Annotated in this window: 5 protein-coding genes; 2 read left to right on the plus strand and 3 right to left on the minus strand. The window is 37.4% G+C overall.

Annotated elements, in window-relative coordinates:
* Together AAOP42_RS00930 and AAOP42_RS00935 are read left to right on the plus strand one after the other, a co-directional pair.
* Positions 1–268: transposase (locus tag AAOP42_RS00930; RefSeq protein ID WP_502947633.1), on the plus strand; the 268-nt coding region annotated here is incomplete at its 5' end.
* Positions 269–571: 303 nt separating this feature from the next.
* Entirely contained in the window at positions 572–847 is a 276-nt protein-coding gene (locus AAOP42_RS00935; RefSeq protein WP_349526571.1) for a hypothetical protein, read from the plus strand.
* On the opposite strand, the gene AAOP42_RS00940 is transcribed toward AAOP42_RS00935, so the two are convergent.
* Genes AAOP42_RS00940 through AAOP42_RS00950 form a run of 3 tightly spaced genes read right to left on the minus strand, consistent with a single transcriptional unit; the run spans position 844 to position 1593 of the window.
* Positions 844–1173, minus strand: coding sequence for a type II toxin-antitoxin system RelE/ParE family toxin (locus tag AAOP42_RS00940; protein ID WP_349526572.1), 330 nt, complete (start codon positions 1171–1173; stop codon positions 844–846). The two genes, AAOP42_RS00935 and AAOP42_RS00940, sit on opposite strands and share 4 nt — an antisense overlap.
* Positions 1163–1378, minus strand: coding sequence for a hypothetical protein (locus AAOP42_RS00945; protein ID WP_349526573.1), 216 nt, complete (start codon positions 1376–1378; stop codon positions 1163–1165). The genes AAOP42_RS00940 and AAOP42_RS00945 overlap by 11 nt, the downstream gene beginning before the upstream one ends.
* Positions 1379–1380: 2 nt before the next feature.
* Positions 1381–1593 carry a hypothetical protein gene (locus tag AAOP42_RS00950; RefSeq protein ID WP_349526574.1) on the minus strand — a complete coding sequence of 71 codons (213 nt, stop codon included), beginning with the start codon at positions 1591–1593 and terminating at the stop codon, positions 1381–1383.
* Between the last annotated feature and the right edge of the window lie 275 nt (positions 1594–1868).

The following is a 1868-nucleotide window of genomic DNA, read 5'->3' on the forward strand; positions in this document are numbered from 1 at the left end:
TCCACAAGAAAGCAGAAAAGAATGGTTGCTTTGGATGATGAAAAGAGCTGGTAATAAGGCTTCTAACAATAAGGGCTTCCAATTTTGGCAACAGCACAATCACCCGATAGAATTGTCAACTAATTCTATCGTACAACAACGATTAGAATACATTCATAATAATCCCGTAGAAGCAAGATTTGTGGAAAAACCATCAGACTGGCTGTACAGTAGTGCCAGAGATTATGAAGGAGAAAAGGGGTTGATTGACATTTATTTTTTAGATTAGAGGGGTCTCAGCGAGACGCTAAGACCAGTAGGGGGGGACTTCAGGGGGTGTTTCTGAAGCTGTTATTGATCCAGTTCTTAAAGGAGCTGAAGGAGTAACTAAAACGGTAATCAAATGAGTTAAGTAACAGAAAAAGATGTCTACCATCTGTTTGATAAGAATCAATTCAAAAAGGCGCTGTTAGGAGATGAGGATTTTGTGTGGAAAGATTCTACTTGGGGTGTACATGATACACTTTCTGTTTTCTTTTGCTTTTTTGAATGGTTGGAAAAAAGGGAGAATACTCTTTTGCCAGTACAAACAATGAAAGATGTTATTCAAAGTATTTTCAAGCATCTGACAGAAATCAATCGAATAGACAATGGTTTAACCTCTATCAATATTATAAGGTGTTATTGTATTGCAGCTAAAGAGGATAAATATTGGCCGATCAAACCTGAATTCTTCATTGATTTGATCATTGAAAATATTGGACAGTTCAGCAAAGAAGAAATTGAGCAGATGAACATAAAAAGGGACATTGACTTACTCAGGGATTACCTGCCTGGATTACCACCCAATGAAAAGCTTTACAATTAGCCTTTGATTGTCTTCAGAAGTTCTAATAGTTCTTTGTCCGAGATATTTTCCTTGTCGGATTTATCATAGATGGAAAGCAGGAAAACAGTTTCAGCAGAGACATAGAAATGCGTGATCACCCTTGCACCACCGGATTTGCCTTTTCCTTTTGAAGCAATGGCCAGACGTATTTTATAGCAGTTGTTGCCGAGAGCTGTGCCGGTGGTAGGGTCAGCGGAAATCTGGCTGCCGAGTTCAGCCAGTTCATTTTTAAGAGATGGATATTTTTTAGTGAGTTTTTTGGCTTCCTTACGGAAGTTGGCAATAGTGTCAATTTTATAGTTCATTGAGAAACTCACTTAAAGGTTGAGCCTTTTTCTTACCAGCTTTAATTAGGTTAACTTCTTCTACAGCATCTTGTAGGCCTTGCAAAATTTGCTCTTTCGTAGACTCTTCTTCAGCATCAATCCTTTTAATGAACTTGAGGCTTTTTATAAGCTCCATGAAGAAAGGAAACTTATTGTCTGGAATGTGTATTGTTACTTGTTTCATAATCAATGAGTGTAAGCCTGGCTTGTTTTGAAATCCCTTAAATAAGCATCAATAACATTAAATAACTCGTCTTTTTTATTGACAGGCATCTTGGCAATGCTTTCAAGTCGCTCTAACATGCTTTTATCTTTAATCTCCCCACTGGTCTTAGCGTCTCGCTGATACCTAATGTACAAATATAAAGAAGCTATGTTGAGATCAGGTAAAGTAATCAAAAAATAGAGTTTGATATTAATAATGGCGCAAGCGAGATGCTTGCGCCAGGGTGTTTTACCAGCCAGATTTGGGAGATAATTCCCCCCACTGGTCTTAGCGTCTCGCTGAGACCAAATATAATATAAGAATATAAAGAAACCACGCTGAGGTCATCTACATAGCCATTTTTTCGTCAAGCATCGATTCCATGAAAAATTAAAACATTGTATATTTGGTGTTATGGGTCGTAAATATGCAATAAGAGACCAGAATCAATTTTATTTTGTCACATTCA

The sequence above is a fragment of the Reichenbachiella sp. MALMAid0571 genome, assembly GCF_040151475.1.
In the GTDB taxonomy this organism is placed as follows: Bacteria; Bacteroidota; Bacteroidia; order Cytophagales; family Cyclobacteriaceae; genus CAXBNB01.